Source organism: Bradyrhizobium sp. CCGB20, from assembly GCF_024199855.1.
Lineage (GTDB): Bacteria > Pseudomonadota > Alphaproteobacteria > Rhizobiales > Xanthobacteraceae > Bradyrhizobium.
The window spans coordinates 2,642,798-2,660,639 of record NZ_JANADN010000001.1; the positions used below are offsets into that span (position 1 = coordinate 2,642,798).

14 protein-coding genes are annotated in these 17,842 nt (G+C 65.3%); 9 read left to right on the forward strand and 5 right to left on the reverse strand.

The window, feature by feature from the left end; genetic code table 11:
- Positions 1-61 precede the first annotated feature (61 nt).
- A complete protein-coding gene (locus NLM15_RS12295) occupies positions 62-1,402 on the forward strand; it encodes a PQQ-dependent sugar dehydrogenase (RefSeq protein WP_254117206.1) in 1,341 nt (446 codons plus the stop codon).
- A 159-nt stretch (positions 1,403-1,561) separates the two neighbouring features.
- Here the strand turns inward: NLM15_RS12295 and NLM15_RS12300 are convergent, their stop codons facing one another.
- From NLM15_RS12300 to NLM15_RS12310, 3 genes are read right to left on the reverse strand one after another with little or no spacing between them, the layout of a single operon-like run.
- The gene (locus NLM15_RS12300) at positions 1,562-2,362 is read right to left on the reverse strand and encodes an SDR family NAD(P)-dependent oxidoreductase (protein WP_254117207.1); all 801 of its coding nucleotides are present in this window, start codon (positions 2,360-2,362) and stop codon (positions 1,562-1,564) included.
- Between the two features lies 1 nt (position 2,363).
- Complete coding sequence (locus NLM15_RS12305) at positions 2,364-2,918, reverse strand: carboxymuconolactone decarboxylase family protein (protein ID WP_254117208.1); 555 nt, start codon at positions 2,916-2,918, stop codon at positions 2,364-2,366.
- A 12-nt stretch (positions 2,919-2,930) separates the two neighbouring features.
- Entirely contained in the window at positions 2,931-3,743 is an 813-nt protein-coding gene (locus tag NLM15_RS12310; protein ID WP_254117209.1) for an SDR family NAD(P)-dependent oxidoreductase, read from the reverse strand.
- 232 nt (positions 3,744-3,975) lie between these two features.
- On the opposite strand from NLM15_RS12310, the gene NLM15_RS12315 reads away from it, so the two are divergent.
- Genes NLM15_RS12315 through cyoD form a run of 4 tightly spaced genes read left to right on the forward strand, consistent with a single transcriptional unit; the run spans position 3,976 to position 7,826 of the window.
- On the forward strand, positions 3,976-4,809 hold the full coding sequence (locus NLM15_RS12315) for a cytochrome ubiquinol oxidase subunit II (RefSeq protein ID WP_254117210.1): 834 nt from the start codon (positions 3,976-3,978) through the stop codon (positions 4,807-4,809).
- Positions 4,799-6,799, forward strand: a complete 2,001-nt coding sequence (cyoB, locus tag NLM15_RS12320; RefSeq protein ID WP_254117211.1) for a cytochrome o ubiquinol oxidase subunit I — start codon at positions 4,799-4,801, stop codon at positions 6,797-6,799. The genes NLM15_RS12315 and cyoB overlap by 11 nt, the downstream gene beginning before the upstream one ends.
- The gene (locus NLM15_RS12325) at positions 6,799-7,440 is read left to right on the forward strand and encodes a cytochrome (ubi)quinol oxidase subunit III (protein ID WP_254117212.1); all 642 of its coding nucleotides are present in this window, start codon (positions 6,799-6,801) and stop codon (positions 7,438-7,440) included. The genes cyoB and NLM15_RS12325 overlap by 1 nt, the downstream gene beginning before the upstream one ends.
- A complete protein-coding gene (gene cyoD, locus NLM15_RS12330; protein WP_254117213.1) occupies positions 7,437-7,826 on the forward strand; it encodes a cytochrome o ubiquinol oxidase subunit IV in 390 nt (129 codons plus the stop codon). The genes NLM15_RS12325 and cyoD overlap by 4 nt, the downstream gene beginning before the upstream one ends.
- Positions 7,827-8,043: 217 nt before the next feature.
- Here cyoD and NLM15_RS12335 read toward each other — a convergent pair whose 3' ends face one another.
- Positions 8,044-8,829: a thermonuclease family protein gene (locus NLM15_RS12335; RefSeq protein WP_254117214.1), complete on the reverse strand. Its 786-nt coding sequence runs from the start codon at positions 8,827-8,829 to the stop codon at positions 8,044-8,046.
- A gap of 202 nt (positions 8,830-9,031) precedes the next feature.
- On the opposite strand from NLM15_RS12335, the gene NLM15_RS12340 reads away from it, so the two are divergent.
- The 4 genes from NLM15_RS12340 (at position 9,032) to NLM15_RS12355 (ending at position 13,988) form a co-directional block, all read left to right on the forward strand.
- On the forward strand, positions 9,032-10,630 hold the full coding sequence (locus NLM15_RS12340; RefSeq protein ID WP_254117215.1) for a GMC family oxidoreductase: 1,599 nt from the start codon (positions 9,032-9,034) through the stop codon (positions 10,628-10,630).
- 7 nt (positions 10,631-10,637) lie between these two features.
- The gene (locus NLM15_RS12345; protein WP_254117216.1) at positions 10,638-11,087 is read left to right on the forward strand and encodes a hypothetical protein; all 450 of its coding nucleotides are present in this window, start codon (positions 10,638-10,640) and stop codon (positions 11,085-11,087) included.
- Between the two features lie 91 nt (positions 11,088-11,178).
- Positions 11,179-12,198 carry a S1C family serine protease gene (locus tag NLM15_RS12350; RefSeq protein WP_254117217.1) on the forward strand — a complete coding sequence of 340 codons (1,020 nt, stop codon included), beginning with the start codon at positions 11,179-11,181 and terminating at the stop codon, positions 12,196-12,198.
- Between the two features lie 59 nt (positions 12,199-12,257).
- On the forward strand, positions 12,258-13,988 hold the full coding sequence (locus NLM15_RS12355; RefSeq protein WP_254117218.1) for an FAD-dependent oxidoreductase: 1,731 nt from the start codon (positions 12,258-12,260) through the stop codon (positions 13,986-13,988).
- Between the two features lie 260 nt (positions 13,989-14,248).
- Here NLM15_RS12355 and NLM15_RS12360 read toward each other — a convergent pair whose 3' ends face one another.
- A complete protein-coding gene (locus NLM15_RS12360) occupies positions 14,249-17,725 on the reverse strand; it encodes an indolepyruvate ferredoxin oxidoreductase family protein (RefSeq protein ID WP_254117219.1) in 3,477 nt (1,158 codons plus the stop codon).
- Positions 17,726-17,842 lie beyond the last annotated feature (117 nt).

Sequence of the window (17,842 nt, forward strand, 5' to 3'; positions counted from 1 at the left end):
GGCAGAACGTTGTGTCGATAAGCATTGACGCTTGCGATAGGCAGGCCGGGAGGAAGACGACGTGAAAAACAGGATCTCGACTGCGGTGATGTCGGCGGGATTGCTGGTCGCGATTGCGGCTGGCGCGCAGGCCGAGCCGGTTCTCCAGGGCAATGACGCCTACGGCGATTGGCGGGCCGACAAGCCCGGCACGGTCAGGTTGATCCGGCCGCAGGATCTGGTTCGGCCCGGCGCCACCCGGTCGGTTGCGAGTACGTCGTATGTGGTGCCGCGTCCGCCGGAGGCCGCGCTCCACGTGCCGGCAGGCTTCAGGATCGAGCTGTTCGCCGAAGGCCTGCGCGCTCCACGCATCGTGAGGGTTGCGCCGAACGGTGATGTCTTCGTCGCGGAGACGCGTGCCGGCAACATCCGCGTGCTGCGCGCCGGCGAGGGCGGCAAGGTCGCGACCAACGAGATGTTTGCCAGTGGCCTCAGGCGGCCGTTCGGCATCGCCTTCTTCCCGAACGGAGACAATCCGCAATGGGTCTATATTGCCAACACCGACAGCGTCGTCCGTTTTCCTTATCAGGCCGGCGATCTCAAGGCGCGCGGCAAGGCGGAGACGATTGTGGCAAGCCTGCCGCGCGACGGCAGCCATTCCACCCGCGACATCGTCTTTTCGCCGGACAACAAGCGCATGCTGGTTTCCGTCGGCTCGCTCAGTAACGTCGCCGAGGGCATGGGCAATCCACCAGGCGGGTTGGATGCTTGGTCGAAGGCGCAGCCGCTTGGCGCGGCCTGGGCCAGCGAGACCGAGCGCGCCACCGTTCTGGCCTTCACGCCCGATGGCAAGGAGCGGAAGATCTATGCCACCGGCATCCGCAACTGCGTCGGCCTTGCGGTCCAGCCGCAGACCGGACTGCCCTGGTGCTCGACCAACGAGCGCGACGGCCTCGGCGACGATCTCGTCCCGGACTATGTAACGAGCGTGAAGGAGGGCGCGTTCTACGGCTGGCCCTGGTTCTATATCGGCGGCAACGAAGACCCGCGCCATGAAAATGCGCGGCCGGACCTCAAGGACAAGGTGACGGTGCCTGATGTGCTGATCCAGCCGCACTCGGCCTCGCTGGGCATGACCTTCTATCAGGGCACGCAGTTTCCATCCGAGTATCAGGGCGACGCCTTCGCGGCCGAGCACGGCTCCTGGAACAGGTCCAAGCGCACCGGCTACAAGGTGATCCGCATCAAGATGAAGGACGGCAAGCCGACCGGCGAGTACGAGGATTTCGTCACGGGGTTCGTCGTGAATGACACGGAGGTCTGGGGAAGGCCGGTCGGCGTTGCCGTGGCGAAGGATGGATCGCTGCTGGTGTCGGAGGACGGCAACGGCACGATCTGGCGGGTGACAAGCGCGCCGCGATGACGGGTTTTCTTCGCCTCTCCCCGCGCGCGGGGAGAGGCCGACGCGCGCAGCGCGGCGGGTGAGGGGGAGTCTCCGCGAGTCTATCTGTCACCGACCTTGCGGAGAGTCCCCCTCACCCCGACCCTCTCCCCGCAAGCGGGGAGAGGGGGAAGGAAGGACCTACCCCCGCCTCACGCTCGCGCCGCCATCCACCGGCAGCGTCACGCCGGTGATGAAGTTCGCCTCATCTGAGGCCAAAAACAGCGCGGCGTTCGCGACGTCCCACCCGGTGCCCATCTTCTTGCGCAGCGGCACCTTGCTGTCGCGCTCGGCTTCGACTTCGGCGCGGGTCTTGGACCATTCACGGGCGCGGGTGTCGACGGCCATCGGCGTGTTCATCAGGCCCGGCAGGATGACGTTGGCGCGGATGCCGTATTCGGCATTCTGGTAGGCGAGCTGTTCGGTGAAGGCGATCATCGCCGATTTCGTCGCCTTGTAAGCGACGTAAGGATAGGTCGTGATCGCCGCCATCGAGGAGATGTTGATGATCGCGCCGCTTCTTTGCGCGCGCATGATCGGGATGACTTCCTTCGCCGCCAGAATGCAGCTCTTCAGATTGATGGCGACGACGCGGTCGAACGCCTCCTCGGTGATTTGAAGCAGCTCGGCATCGCCCCCGGACAGGCTGACGCCGACATTGTTGTGCAGCACGTCGATCCGGCCCCAGCGCGCCTGCGCGTCCGCCACCATCGCCTTGATGTCGGCGGATCTGGTCACGTCGGCCTTGAAGGCCGCGGCGGTGCCGTGCGTCGCCGCGATCAGGTCGACCGTTTCCTGCGCCGACTCCAGATGATGATCGACGCACAGCACCCTGGCGCCTTCGCGCGCGAAGGTGAGCGCCGTGGCGCGGCCATTGCCCATGCCTTCGCCGGGGCTCTGGCCGGCGCCGACGACGATCGCAACCTTGTCCTTCAAGCGCATCTCACTTCACTCCCGGGATCGGGTACTGCTGGAGTACCTCTTTGTAATACGGTTCGTTGTCGATCTTCATGGTGGCGAGAACGCGCACCACGCCGCAATAGAAGGCAATGGTCAGGACGAGATCGACCATGTGCTCGTCGGACAGGTGCTGCTTGATCTCGGCGAAGGTCGCGTCCGACATGGCGAGCTCGCGCACCATCTCTCGGGCGCCTTTCAGGATCGCCCTGGCCAGTGGCTCGAGCTTCGACGGCTTGCCCTCGGTCTCCGCCATCAGGCCGGCGATGTCCTCGTCGGTGACGCCGAACTCCTTGCCGATCTTCACATGATGGGTGAATTCGTATTCCGATTTCTCCATCCAGCCGACCTGGAGAATCGCGAGCTCGCGCAGGCGCGGGTCGAGCTTGCTCCTGAAGCGGATATAGCCGCCGATGCCGTTGAAGGCGCGCGCCATCTCCGGCGAGTTGACCAGCAGCTTGTGCAGATTGGTGTTGCGCTTGAGCATGTCGCGATATTCGGGCGCGACCTGGTCGGCCTCGAGATAGGGCAGGCGGGCCATTGCTGGTTTCCTTCAGTGTTCTTGTGACTCGCGTTCGGGGGCTTGCAGCGTGACGCCGCCGTCGACGACCAGCGCCTGGCCGGTGATGTAGCGGGCAAAATTGCTGAGCAGGAATTTGACGGCGTGGCCGACGTCCCAGCCGGTGCCTTCCGTCTTCAGCACGGAGGCCCTGGCCCGCTGCGCGCGAGCCTGCTCGCTTATGCCGCGGGCATAGACCATCGGCGTGTACATCGGCCCGGGGCAGATGCAGTTGACGCGGATGTTGTCGCGGCCGTGATCGACCGCCATCGCGCGCGTGAGACCGATGATGGCGGCCTTCGAGGTCGTGTAGGTCGTGAGCCCGCGCGGCCTGAGCGCCGAGATCGATGAGATGTTGACGATCGCGCCGCCCCTGGCGGTCTTGATCATGGCGGGAATCGCATGCTTCGACAGCAGGAACATGGTCTCGACATTGACCTGCATGACGCGGCGATACTGCTCGGGAGTCTCGTCGACCACGCTGCCGCGGCTGCCGATGCCGACATTGTTGTCGAGGAAATCGAGCCGGCCCCAGCGGTCAAGCGCGGCCTCGACCAGTGTCCTGCAATCGGCTTCGCTGGTAACGTCGCCGCCATGCGCTGCTGCCGTGCCGCCTTCGGCCGCGATCATCTCGACGGTGCGCTCGGCGAGCTTGAGGTCGCGATCGGCCACCAGCACGTTTGCGCCGGCGCGGGCGAGCAAAATTGCTGCAGCGCGGCCGTTGCCGATGCCGTCGCCCGCGGCGCCGCCGCCGCTGATCAAGGCGACCTTGCCGGCGAGGCCGGCATCGTCCTCAGGGCCCTGCATGTCGTTTCATCCCGCTGTTTTTTGGTGACGATAGCAACGGGGGGCAGGGGTGAGAAGGCCGGCCGTCCCGCGCAGATGTCATTGACATCGCACGGAATTGCATGCCGCCGCGCGGGATCGGGCGGTTCTGGAAGACAGCTTCCGGAACCGTCGCCATACAACTGCGTTTGTTGCGGGGAGATTTTCGCGTTACGCTTTCCGTCGGGGCTTCCCAATCGCCAGCGGTGTATCGATGAATCTGCTCGATCCACAAGGGCCGGTGGCTGTCGCCAACAGCACCATCCTGGTCGATTCCGTCTTCATCATGCTCGTGATCGTGGTGCCGACCATTTTCGCGATCCTGGCGTTTGCGTTCTGGTTTCGCGCCTCGAATCCGAAGGCGCATTACCAGCCCGACTTCGTCTATTCCGGCCGCGTCGAAATGGTGGTGTGGGCGATTCCCGCGCTCACCGTGATCCTGCTCGGCGGTGTCGCCTGGATCGGCTCGCACCAGCTCGATCCCGCCGCGCCGGTGCCGGGCACGGGCAGTCCGGTCCGCATCCAGGCTGTCTCGCTCGACTGGAAATGGTTGTTCATCTATCCGGATCAGCGCATCGCCACCGTCAACACGCTGACGGTGCCGGCCGGCGCCGAGCTGAATTTCCAGCTGACATCGTCGAGCGTGATGAACACGTTCTTCATCCCGCAGCTCGGCAGCATGATCTACACCATGAACGGCATGGTGACGAAGCTGAACCTGCGCGCCGACAACGAGGGCAAGTTGCAAGGCCTTTCGGCGCATTTCTCCGGCGACGGCTTTCCCGACATGATGTTCGACGTCAACGTGATCTCGCCACTCGCTTTCCCGGACTGGGTCGCGACCACGGCGAAGACCGATGCCGTGCTGAACGAGGAGAGCTACAAGAAGCTGATGCAGCAGGGCATCGAGAAGGGCAGGCCGACCTACCGGCTCGACGATCCCCGGCTGTTCGACCTGATCGCGACCCAGCACATTCCGCCAGGGCCCGGCCCGGAGCTGATCTCCGATGCCGGCAGGCCGCACAGTGGAGGCCACGATGCTCGGTAAGCTCGATTGGTCGGCGATCCCGTTCGACCAGCCGATACCTCTCGTCGCGGGTGCCGTGGTGCTGGTCGCGATCCTCGGCGTGCTGATCTGGGTCGTCGTGAAAGGGCATTTGCCGTATCTCTGGCACGAATGGATCACCAGCGTCGATCACAAGCGCATCGGCGTGATGTACATCTTGCTGGCTTCGGTCATGCTGCTGCGCGGCGGCAGCGACGCCATCATGATGCGGATCCAGCAGGCGATCGCCTACCAGTCGCAAGGGTATCTGCCGCCGGAGCATTACAACCAGATCTTCTCGGCCCACGGCACCATCATGATCTTCTTCGTGGCGATGCCGTTCGTGATCGGGCTGATGAATCTGGTCGTGCCGCTCCAGCTCGGCGTGCGCGACGTCGCGTTCCCGACCCTCAATTCCGTCGGCTTCTGGCTGACCGCGACCGGAGCGCTGCTGGTCAATCTCTCGCTCGTGATCGGCGAGTTCGCCCGCACCGGCTGGCTCGCCTTTCCGCCGCTCTCGGGGCTGTCCTATTCGCCCGGCGTCGGCGTCGACTACTACGCCTGGTCGCTCCAGATCTCCGGCGTCGGCACGCTGGTCGCCGGCATCAACCTCGTCACGACGGTGCTGAAGCTGCGCACCAAGGGCATGAACTATCTGCGCATGCCGATGTTCTGCTGGACCACGCTTGCCTCCAACCTCCTGATCGTGGCGGCCTTCCCGATCCTCACCGCCACGCTCGCGATGCTGCTGCTCGACCGCTACCTCGGCTTTCATTTCTTCACCAACGAGGCCGGCGGCAACGTCATGATGTTCATGAATCTGATCTGGGCCTGGGGACATCCGGAAGTCTACATCCTGGTATTGCCGGCCTTCGGCATCTTCTCCGAGGTGGTGTCGACCTTCTCAGGCAAGGCGCTGTTCGGCTATCGCTCGATGGTGCTCGCGACCATGGCGATCTGCGTCATCTCCTTCATGGTCTGGCTGCACCATTTCTTCACGATGGGCGCTGGCCCCGACGTCAACGCCATCTTCGGCATCGCCAGCATGATCATCGCGATCCCGACGGGGGTGAAGATCTACAACTGGCTGTTCACGATGTATGGCGGCCGCATCCGCTTCGCGACGCCGATGCTGTGGTCGGTCGGCTTCATGGTCACCTTCATCATCGGCGGGCTGACGGGCGTGCTGGTCGCGGTGCCCCCGGCGGACTTCATGCTCCACAACAGCATGTTCTTGGTGGCGCACTTCCATAACGTCATCATCGGTGGCGTGCTGTTCGGCGCCTTCGCCGGCTTCGAGTACTGGTTCCCGAAGGCGTTCGGTTTTCGTCTCGACGAGCGCTGGGGCAAGCTGGCGTTCTGGTTCACCTTCCTCGGCTTCTACGTCACTTTCATGCCGCTCTACATTGCCGGAATGCTGGGCATGACGCGGCGCCTGCAGCATTACGACGTTGCGGCGTGGCGGCCATGGATGATCGTGGCAGCGTTCGGCATGGCCGTGCTGACGATCGGCGTGATCTGCCAGATCATCCAGCTCGTGGTCAGCATCCGCAACCGCGAGGCGCTCCGCGACCGCACCGGCGATCCCTGGGACGGCCGCTCGCTGGAATGGGCGACCTCGTCGCCGCCGCCGGTGTTCAACTTCGCCTTCCATCCCGACGTGCGCGGCGAGGATGCCTATTGGGACATGAAGGCCCGCGCCCAGCAGCAATCGCTGGGGCATGAGAAGCCCGAATATCATGACATCGAGATGCCCCGGAACTCGCCGACCGGTTTCATCTGCGCGTTCTTCGCCACCATCATGGGCTTTGCGCTGATCTGGCATATCTGGTGGATGGTGATCCTGGGCGGCATCGGCGCGTTCGCGACCTTCGTCGTGTTCGCCTGGCGCGACCATGATGAATACGTCATTCCGGCCGAAGAGGTCGCTCGCATCGACCGCGTCAATATCGAGGAGCGGCGCAGCCTCGTCAGCATGGCGGGAGCGATCTGATGTCGATGACCGCAACTGCCGGCCGCGCGCATGCCGATCCCCATCACATCGGCGTCGTCGTCGAGCATCCGGGACCCGCGTCGAAGCGGATCGTGACCGCCTACGGCTTCTGGGTGTTCCTGCTCTCCGACATCGTGATGTTCTCCTGCTTCTTTGCGGCCTATGCGGTGCTGCACGGCCAAACCGCCGGCGGCCCGAGCGGCGCGGAGATTTTCGAGCAGAAGAACGTCGCGATCGAGACGGTCTGCCTGCTGCTGTCGAGCTTCACCTGCGGCATGGCCAGCATCGCAGCCGATGTCCGCAACCGGTTCTGGTTCTACCTCGGCATGGCCGTGACCTGCGTGCTGGGAATTATCTTCCTCGTGATCGAGTTCCGCGAGTTCGCCGACCTCATCGCGCGCGGCTATGGCCCGACGCGTAGCGCGTTCCTGTCGTCGTTCTTCTCGCTGGTCGGATGCCACGGGTTGCATGTGTCGGCCGGCGTTCTGTGGCTGCTCACCATGATGGCCCAAGTGTTCGCCAAGGGATTCCGTGCCGATGTCCTGCGCCGGATGATGTGCTTTGCGCTGTTCTGGCATGCGCTCGATATCATCTGGGTCGGAGTCTTCTCCGTCGTTTACCTGCTCGGGAGTGCCGTATGAGCGATCAGGCGCATGTACCGGCCGGCCACGACCTCGCACCGGGCGATGAGGAGCAACACAGCGTCGGCGCGCGCATCCTCGGCTACGTGGTCGGGCTTGTCCTCGCGCTGCTGCTCACGGCAACGTCGTTCTTCATCGCCGGGACCGATCTGGTCTGGCAGCCCTCCATCCCCGTTGCGCTGATCGTGCTGGCGATCGCGCAGATGGGCGTGCATCTGGTGTTCTTCCTGCACATCACGACGGGCCCCGACAACACCAACAACGTGCTGGCGCTCGCCTTTGGCCTTCTGGTCGTCTTCCTGGTGGTCGGCGGGACAGTCTGGATCATGGGGCATCTGAACGCGAACATGCCGCCGATGGACCACATCATGCAGATGCGCCGCTAGGGCGCGGGTCAAAAAAGAAGAGCCGCTTGTTGTGACAAGCGGCCCAAGTCTAGGGAGGAAACGCCCGAGCAAGGCAATCGGCCAAAGCCGGATTGCTGCCAAGGAACGCTCGCGCAAAGCGCTTGCGTACACATATAGGTGTAGCAACTCCGGATAGAGTTCAATTCCGGATCAATACTGTCTCCGGCTACCGGTCACATCACCGTGACGGGCGTCCTCATTTGGGCCGGCGGCAATTGTAGGCCTTGCGGAAGCCGGCGGCCTGCGCGTCGTCCTCCGAGCAGAACCAGCGGTCCGGCTTGGTGGTCGCGGGATAGCTCGGGCAGCCCCTGAGATGATAGATGCCGATATTGCCGGTGACGCGTGCGCGCACGGCGAGCTTGCCCTTGATGCTGCAGTTCGGCGGCATCGTCAGCTCGTCCGGAAACAGCACCGCGCGGATTTCCTTGTCGCGGTCGGCGCGGCAGGCGGCGCCCAGCAGCGCGCCGTCCTTCTTGCCCGTGCGGAACTCTTGCGGTGCAACAAAGCAGCCCTTCCAAATGCCGGCTGAGGCGGTTTTGGCTTCGGTCGCGGCGGGCTTGACGTTCGCCTTGATCGGTTCGCGGGCGATGGCATAGCCAAGCTTGACCAACTGCTCGTTCAACGTGACCTTGTCGCCCTCGGCCGTGCAGATCGCGCGGTGGCGTTTGCCAAAACTCTTTTCCGGACCGACATCGTCACAGCGCACGGTGCGTTTGTTGATCAGCTTCGCCAGCTGGTCGCGGGCCTCGACGCCGCAGGTCCAGGGATCGGCGTGATCGTCGATGCAGACCTGGTCCAGCTCGGGCGCGTCGACGCCGTCGAGGCGGTAGGTGACGTCGCCGAGCTGGATCGAATTGGCGTCCCGGACGGTCGCAGCCGCCGTTAGCGCGGAGGCAGGTCCGGAAGCCAGAAACCCGGACAGAGCGAGAAACGAAACAAGCGCGAAAGCGCGGGCGGCGGCAAATAAATTCCCAAAGGACATAACTTCTCGCTATCGATGGCTCAGGCGCCTCGTTCCTAGCATCCGGACGTCGCGATACCAATGGTCTGCGCCCAGCGAAGTGCGACATTCCCGCGCCAGCCTTTACTCTTCGGCCGGTCTGCCCCTATCGTTCGGCACGATAAACAAGCCTGCGCAGGCCGAATCGCCCTTGAAGCGGCGAGGGCGGGAGGAAGAAGCTTCGATGAAAGAGCCCGTGGACGTCCTGATCATCGGCGCCGGCGCTTCAGGCGCGGCGGTGGCGTGGTCGCTGGCCGAAACCAAGATGCACATCCTCTGCCTGGAGCAGGGCGGCTGGATGAACCCGGCGGAATACCCCAGCACGGGCCGCGACTGGGAGGCCAAGTTCTACGGCGAGTGGTCGTCGAGTCCGAACGTCCGCGGCCGTCCCGAGGACTATCCGATCAACGACGACAATTCGCCGATCAAGGTCGTCAACTACAACGCGGTCGGCGGCTCGACGGTGATGTACACCGCGCACTGGCCGCGGCTGCATCCCTCCGATTTCAAGGTAAAGACGCTCGACGGCGTCGCTGACGACTGGCCGATCGACTACGACGCGCTGACCCCCTTCTTCGAAGAGAACGACCGCATCATGGGCACGTCGGGACTATCGGGCGATCCGCTGTCGCCCCTGACGCATCCGCCGATGCCGCAGCAGCCGATGGGATTGACGGGCGCGATCATCGGCAAGGCCATGAACACGCTCGGCTGGCACTGGTGGCCGTCGGACACGACCGTCGCGACGATGGATTATGAGGGCCGCGCACGCTGCATCAATCTCGGCCATTGCACCCCCGCCTGCGCGCAGGGTGCGAAATCATCGACCGACATCACTTATTGGCCGCATGCGGTCCGCGCCGGCGTCGAGCTGCGCACGCATTGCCGGGTGCGCGAGATCACCACCGACGAGAACGGCATGGCCTCTGGCGTCGTCTATTACGACAAGGATGGCGTCGAGCAATTCCAGCCGGCGCATGTCGTGATCATCGCCTGCAACGGCGTCGGCACGCCACGCCTGCTGCTCAACTCGAAATCTGATCGTTTCCCCAACGGCCTTGCCAATTCGTCGGGCCTCGTCGGCAAGAATCTGATGTTCCACCCCTATGCGCAGATCTACGGCTACGTGAAGGAGCCGACCGATAGCAACCGCGCCCCGCCGACCTGCCTGTGGAGCAAGGAGTGGTATGACACCGACCTGTCGCGCGGATTCGTGCGCGGCTATGGCGTCCAGTTCGTGCGCGGCGCCGGGCCGGTGTTCGAGGCTGTCGTCAGCGAGCAGAAGGGCATCCTGCCCTGGGGCGAGGATCACCACCGCGTCTTCCGCAAGCTCAATGGCCACCGGCTGGGTTTCTCGGCGATCTGCGAGGATCTGCCGGAGGAGCACAATCAGGTCACGCTCGATCCGGTGCTGAAGGACAGCCACGGCATTCCCGCGCCGAAGATCAACTACACCATCAGCGAGAACAGCCGGAAGATGATGGAGCATGCGCTGGCGCGCGGGCGGGAGATTCTCGAGACGGCGGGGGCGACCGACATCTGCGTCAACTCGCCGATCCCGTGGGGCGGCTGGCATCTGCTCGGCACCGCGCGGATGGGCACCGATCCCGAACGCTCCGTCGTCAACGAATGGGGCCGCACGCATGACGTGAAGAACCTCTTCATCGTCGACGGCAGCATCTTCGTCACCTCGGGCGGCGTCAACCCGACCTCGACCATCCAGGCCCTCGCGCTCTACATCGCCGACCAGATGAAGCAGCGTCTCGCCAACTTGTTCGATTGAGGCCGTCATGTTTGAAAGTCATCAACTCACGCGTACTCAACGCGACGACCTCCGCACCGTCGCAGCAATGATCGTGCCCGCCAGCGACGAGTACAAGGTGCCCGGCGCCGACGATCCCGCGATCCAGGCCGATATCCTTGCAACGCTCGGCCGCGACGCCAAATTGGTGACGGCGGCGCTGGACCATCTGGCGCGGCTCGCAGGTCAGCCGCTCGCTGAGCTCGATGCCGCGAGGCGCGATGCTGTGGCGCAGGAGTTTCGCAAGCACGGCGGCGCGGCGGCCGCGACGCTCGTTCGCGTGGTGCTGCAATGCTACTACCGCGACGACCGCGTGCTGCGTTCGCTCGGGCTCGAGTTGCGCGCGCCGTTCCCCCAAGGCTATGTGCTCCCGGATGGCGACTGGTCGCTGCTCGACCCGGTCAGGGAGAGGGCCGGCACGCTGCGGCGGGCGCCCTAGCCACCTGGGCAGTCCAGCCTTGCGCCCCAGGCGGGTCCCTTGCGCGGGACGGAACAGGCCACCATCTGTGTGAGCCTCAAGGACTATTGCCATGCTGGATTTCACATCAGATATCGCCGATGACACCGTGTCATCGCGAACGACGCCTGCTGCCCCGGTCGATGACCGGGCCTTGCTGGACGCCTATTCCAATGCCGTGATCGACGTCACCGACCGCGTCGGCCCTGCGGTCGTGCGCGTCGAGACCGGGCCGAAAGTGCCGAACGGCCGCGAGCGCGGTGGGCTCGGCTCGGGCATCGTGATCTCGCCGGACGGGCTCGTGCTCACCAACAGCCATGTGGTCGGTGCCTCCAAAGAGATCCGGCTACGGGACGTCGAGGGACATGTCGGCGATGCCCGGGTGCTCGGTGTCGATCCCGACACGGATCTGGCGCTGCTGCGCGCCAACGGCGTGCGCGACTTGCCCTATGCCGCGCTCGGCAACTCCAAGACCCTGCGCCGCGGCCAGCTGGTGATTGCGATCGGCAATCCGCTCGGTTTCGAATCGACCGTGACCGCCGGCGTGGTCTCGGCGCTGGGGCGCTCCATCCGCTCGGTGAGCGGGCGCACCATCGAGGACGTGATCCAGACCGATGCCGCGCTCAATCCCGGCAATTCCGGCGGGCCGCTGGTGTCGTCGAATGCCGAGGTGATCGGCATCAACACCGCCATCATCAATGGCGCGCAGGGCATCTGCTTCGCGGTCGCCAGCAACACCGCGCAGTTCGTGCTGTCGGAGATCATCCGCCACGGCTATGTCCGCCGCGCCTATGTCGGCGTGGCCGGACAGACCGCGCCGGTCCCGCGGCGGCATGCGGTGCTGGCCGGCGTCGAGAACAAGATGGGCGCGCTGCTGATGCAGATCGAGCCCGGTGGTCCGGCGGCGAAGGCGGGCTTGCTACCCGGCGACGTCGTCATCAAGCTGGACGGCGTCGAGATCAACGGCGTCGACGATCTGATCCGCGTGCTCGACCGCGACCGGATCGGCCGGCGGCTCGCCATGGACGTGCTGCGGCTCGGCCGCCTGCGCGCGATCGACATCGACCCGATCGAGCGCAAGCCGGCCCGCTAGCATTGGGCAGGCGAGGCGGGGTATGACGGTGTCATGCCTCGCCTCCGGACCCTTGCCGCATGATTCCGGCACACGAGACCTACGACGTCATTGTCATCGGCGCGGGCGCCGGCGGCATGACGGCTGCGGCCGTTGCGGCTGCTGAAGGCCTGCGCGTCCTGGTGATCGAGAAGACCGCGTTCGTCGGCGGCACCACGGCCTGGTCCGGCGGCATGGTCTGGATCCCCGCCAATCCCAAGATGAAGGAGGCGGGGCTGTCCGACAGCATCACGGACGCCGTCCGCTATCTCTCAGGCACGGTACCCGAGCCCGCCAATGCCGGCTTGCGCGCCGCCTTCCTTGCGCGGGGGCCAGAGGCGGTCACCTGGCTCGAAGCCAACACGGAGCTGCGCCTCCAGCCGGTGAAAACCTATCCGGATTATTATCCGGAGCGGCTGGGCGCGACATCAGGCGGACGCGTGCTGGAGCCGGTCGCGTTCGACGGTCGGCGGCTGGGCGCGCATTTCGCGCGGCTGCGCGCGCCGCTGCCGGAGTTCACGCTGTTCGGCGGGATGATGGTCAATCGTCTCGACATTCCGCATCTGCGCGGGGTCGGAAAGTCGCTGCAATCGACCCTGCGCGCGGCGCGGCTCGTCTCGGAATACGCTTGGCAGCGGCTGCGCAGCCCGCGCGGGACGACGCTGCATCTCGGCAATGCGCTCGCCGCGCGGCTCTATGCGTCGCTGCTGGCGCGGCAGGTCGAAATCCTCTTCAGCGCGGACGTCGACGACTTGTCGATGCAGGGCGATCGCGTCAGCGGTGTCGTCATTCGCCATGGCTCGCGCGATCGCCCGATCGCCGCGCGACGCGGTGTGGTGGTCGCAACCGGCGGCTTCTCGCACGACGCGACCTTGCGCAAACGCTTCTTCCCGCCTGCGGCTGGTTTCGTCTCGGCGACAAGCACGTCGGGTACAGGCGACGGGCTTCGGCTTGCGGCCACGGCCGGTGCCGTGCTCAACACGGAGGCGACGAGCCCGGCCTATTGGGTGCCCGCCTCGCTGTTCAGCCGTGCTGACGGAAGCCGTGGCGTGTTCCCGCATACGGTCACCGATCGCGCCAAGCCCGGCGTGATCGCCGTCAATGCTGCGGGCCGGCGCTTCGTCAACGAAGCGCTGTCGTACCACGAGTTCGTGCTCGCCATGCTGCGCGACGGCAATGGCGAGCCGGACCGGCCATTCTATCTGATCTGCGACCGCCCGTTCCTGTGGAGCTACGGCCTTGGCCGCATCAGGCCATTCACGCGTGGCGTGCGGCGCTATGTGGCGAGCGGTGAGTTGATCGAGGCGCCTGACATCGCGCAGCTTGCAGCGAAGATCAGCATTAAGCCATCCGTGCTTACCGCGACGATTGCGAGCTACAACGTCGATGCGAAAGAGGGGCGTGATCCCGAATTCGGCCGCGGCAGCACCATCTATCAGCGTCATCTCGGCGACGCCGCTCACAAGCCCAATCCCTGCGTCGCGCCGATCCTCGGCGCACCGTTCTTCGCGATGCGCATCTATCCGGCCGATCTCGGCACCGCGATCGGCATGAAGGTGGATGCGCAAGGACGCGTGCTGCGCGAGGACGGCACGCCGATTGTCGGCCTCTATGCCTGCGGCAACGACATGGGCTCGATCATGAACGGCAACTATCCCGGCCCGGGGATCACGCTCGGGCCGGCGCTGACGTTCGGGTATATTGCGGGGAGGCATCTGGCGGAGGGGATCGAAGCGCCGACGACGCCGAGCGTCGCCACGACGTCGGTCTAGCCATCCTCACCACTGTCATGCCCCGCGAAAGCGGGGCATCCAGTACGCCGCGGCCTATCGATTGAACCACAACCGTCTCGGAGTACTGGATCGCCCGGTCAAGCCGGGCGATGACACCGGGTGTGTGGCCCGGCCGTCCCACAACCTCGTCATTGCGAGCGCAGCGAAGCAATCCAGAAATCCCGCCGAGGCGGCAGTCTGGATTGCTTCGTCGCAAGGGCTCCTCGCAATGACGTGTGGAGAGAGCGGGCGTCTAACCGCTACTCCGCCGCCGCGGCAAAGCGGCTGTTCTCCAATTCCGCTTCCAGCCGCGCCTTCTCGGCTGCCGCCAGCTTGATGTTGGCTTCCTTGACGTGGCCGAAGCCGCGGATCGTCTCGGGCACCCGCGCAAGCCGCGCCAGCATCGGGATCTGCTCCGCCTTCAGCCCGGCCATCCGCTGATCGATCATCGCCAGATAATCCGCGACCAGCTTCCGCTCGGTCCGCCGTTCCTCGGTGCGGCCAAACGGGTCGAACGCGCCGCCGCGCAGGAACTTCAGCTTGGCCAGCACGCGGAAGGCGTGGAGCATCCAGCCGCCGAACTCCTTCTTCTGGAGATGCCCGGTGGTCTTGTCGCGCTGGGCGAAGATCGGCGGCGCGAGGTGGTACTTCAGCGTGAAGTCGCCGTCGAACTTCTCCGACACCTTTTTCGCGAAGCTCCCGTCCGTGTAGAGCCGCGCGACCTCGTACTCGTCCTTGTAGGACATCAACTTGAACAGGTTCTTTGCAACGGCTTCGGTCAGCTCTTTGGAGGCGGGCGAGGCGGCGTTCTCCGCCTTGCGCACCTTGGCCACGGCCGCGAGATAGCGGTCGGCATAAGCCTTGTCCTGATAGCCGGTCAGGAACTCGGCGCGCGTGGCGACGACGTCGTCGAGCGACTTCGTCGGTGCGGAGGCCCGGCTCTTGAACTGGAGCACGCTGCGGACCCGCGACATGTCGTGGGCGGCGAGGCGGCCCCAGGTGAAGGCGAGCTTGTTCATCTCGATCGCGGCGCCGTTGATCTCGATGGCGCGCAGCAGCGCCTCCAGCGACAGCGGGATCGCGCCCTTCTGGAAGGCGAAGCCGAGCATGAAGGGATTGGTCGCGATGCTGTCGCCCATCAGCGCCGAGGCGATGCCGGTGGCGTCGATGATGTCGAGGTTCTTGTCGCCGACGGCGTCGCGCAGCACAGTCTGCATCGTGCCCATCTCGAAGTCGAGGTCGGGATTCTGTACGAAGCTGGCGGTCGGCTGCAGGTCGGCGTTGATATAGGCCTTGGTCACGCCGCGCTCGGCGCGGCTGAGCGCGGTTGGGCCGGCCGAGACGATCATGTCACAGCCGAGGATGACGTCGGCGCCGCCAGTGGTGATGCGCACCGCGGAAATGTCCTCGGGCTTCGCTGCGATGCGGACATGGCTCATCACCGCACCGTTCTTCTGCGACAGGCCGGTGAAATCCAGCGCCGAGCAGCCGCGGCCGTCGACATGGGCCGCCATGCCGAGCAGCGCGCCGATGGTGATGACGCCGGTGCCGCCGATGCCGGTGACGAGGATGTTGTACGGCGCATCCAGCTCGCGGGCAGGCGGCAGCGGCAGATCGGCGAACAATTGCCCGGAATCGACCGCCGAGGTCTTCATGCGCTTGAGCGTGCCGCCATGCACGGTGACGAAGCTCGGGCAGAAGCCCTCGACGCAGGAAAAGTCCTTGTTGCAGTTCGATTGGTCGATCTGGCGCTTGCGGCCGAACTCGGTTTCCAGCGGCTGCACCGAGACGCAGTTGGAGGCCTGCGAGCAATCGCCGCAGCCTTCGCAGACCAGCTCGTTGATGAAGGCGCGCTTGGCAGGATCGGGATAGAGCCCGCGCTTGCGGCGGCGGCGCTTTTCCGCGGCGCAGGTCTGGTCGTAGATCACGACCGTGAGGCCCTTGATGTCGCGCAGCTCACGCTGCACGGCATCGAGCTCGCGGCGGTGATGGATGGTGGCACCTTGCGGGAAGTAATTTCCTTGCGGGTATTTGCCCGGATCGTCGGAGACGATCGCGAGCCGCTTGACGCCTTCGGCCCAGACCTGATGCGCGATCTGCGCGACGTTGAAGGCGCCCTCGGCCGGCTGGCCGCCGGTCATCGCGACGGCGTCGTTGTAGAGGATCTTGTAGGTGATGTTGATGCCGGCGGCCGATGCCGCGCGAAGGGCAAGAAGCCCGGAATGGGTGTAGGTGCCGTCGCCGAGATTTTGGAAAATGTGCTGCTCGGTAGTGAAGGGCGACTGTCCGATCCAGTTCACGCCCTCGGCGCCCATGTGCGAGATCAGATCGGTGCGGCGGGTCGGCATGCTCAGGGCCATGCCGTGGCAGCCGATGCCGGCCATGGCGCGGCTGCCTTCGGGCACCCGCGTCGAGGAATTGTGTGGGCAGCCCGAGCAAAAGAACGGCGTGCGCGCGAGCTTGATCTGCGTGCTCGTGGTGACGGGAGCGTCAAAGGCCTCCAGCCGGGCGAGGCGCTGCTCCAGCACCGGGCTGTGATGGCCGAGCTTGCGCAAGCGCGCCACCAGCGCCCCCGCGACGATGGTCGGCGTCAGCTCGCCCTCGCTCGGCAGCAGCGGTGCGCCGCGCTCGTCCCGCTTGCCGGTGACGGTCGGACGCTTGGACGCATCGATGTTGTAGAGGATGCGCATCAGCTGGTCTTCGATGAAGCCGCGCTTCTCCTCGACCACCAGCACGTCCTGAAGGCCTTCCGCAAAGCGCTTCGCGCCGCTTTCCTCCAGCGGCCAGGTCATCGCGACCTTGTAGATGCGAAGGCCGAGGTCCTGCGCGTCCTTGTCGGTAATGCCGAGGTCTGCCAGCGCCTGGCGCAGATCGAGATAGGCCTTGCCGGTCGCGACGATGCCGAGCCGGGCCGGCTTTGAATCGAGCACGATGCGGTCGAGCTTGTTGGCGCGGGCGAAGGCCTGCACCGCGGCCATCTTCGGGCCGAACAGGCGCTTCTCCGCCTCCAGTGGCGGATCGGGCCAGCGGATGTTGAGGCCGCCGGGCGGCATCTCGAAATCGTCGGGGAGCAGGATCTTGATGCGCTCGGGATCGCTGTCAATCGAGGCCGAGCTCTCGACGGTCTCGCTGATCGCCTTGAAGCCGACCCAGCAGCCGGAGAAGCGCGACAGCGCAAAGCCGTAGAGGCCGAGATCGAGATAGTCCTGGAGCGTTGCCGGGTTGATCACCGGGATCAGCGCCGCCGCGAACACCTGCTCGCTCTGATGCGCCAGGGTCGAGGACTGGCAGCCGTGGTCGTCGCCGGCGAGCGCCAGTACGCCGCCATTGAGCGAGGTGCCGGCCGCGTTGGCATGCTTGAGCGCATCGACCGAGCGGTCGACACCGGGGCCCTTGCCGTACCAAATGCCGAACACGCCATCGACCTTGGCGCCGGGAAACAGGCCGACCTGCTGGCTGCCCCAGACCGCGGTCGCAGCCAGATCCTCGTTCAGTCCGGGAACGAAGGCGATGTCGTGCTGCTGGAGGTGCGCCTTCGCGCGCCACAGCGCGTGGTCGTACATTCCGAGCGGGGAACCGCGATAGCCCGAGATGAAGCCGCCGGTGTTGAGCCCCTGGAGCCGGTCGCGTTCGCGCTGCAACATGGGCAGGCGGACCAAAGCCTGCGTGCCGGACAGGAAGATCCGCTTCGATTCGAGCCGGTATTTGTCGTCCAGCTCGACCTGCATCAGCGTCATTTCAGGAGTCCTCGTCTCTTGCTCGGCGTGGGGTTTGCGCTGCGGGAGGGATAGCGGCGGCGCGGCGCGAATTGTGACAGTCAAAAGCATGCACGGGCGAAGTCAATATCGCTGGCC